1 pseudogene is annotated in these 439 nt (G+C 41.2%); it reads right to left on the reverse strand.

Annotated features, from left to right (window positions below):
* A pseudogene (locus A8F94_RS12195) lies at positions 1–439 on the reverse strand (ornithine cyclodeaminase family protein); the annotation flags it as partial.

Below are 439 nucleotides of genomic sequence, written 5' to 3' on the forward strand. Positions count from 1 at the left end.
AGGGACCGAAGTTGAAGTGTACCTTGAACGCCTGCCCCAATAATCGCCACATTTTTAGCATCCTTTCTCGCTAACAAATGGGTCCCTATTGCACCTGATAACCCTGTACGAACAGCTGTAATATAGGTGGAATCCATAATTGCTAATAATTGTCCTGTTACAAGGTCATGGAGGTTTATCACGCCTTTAATAGAGGGGGATTGAGATGGAAATTTAGCGTGATCTTTTACGGTATAAGCTGGAATATTTGAGACGAGTCCAGGGAACAAGAGCATCACACTGGTGTTTTCTTGAGGTAAAATGGAACGAGATCTTTGAACTGGGATGTGACGATTTAAAGAGTATGATGCAAAAGCTGCCTCTAAAGATTGGTAGAGCTCTAATGGGTCTAATAGGGATTGTACTTCGGTACGTGTTAGTAGTAATGTATCCATTAAAA

The organism is Bacillus sp. FJAT-27225 (genome assembly GCF_001685025.1).
Lineage (GTDB): Bacteria > Bacillota > Bacilli > Bacillales > Cytobacillaceae > Bacillus_D.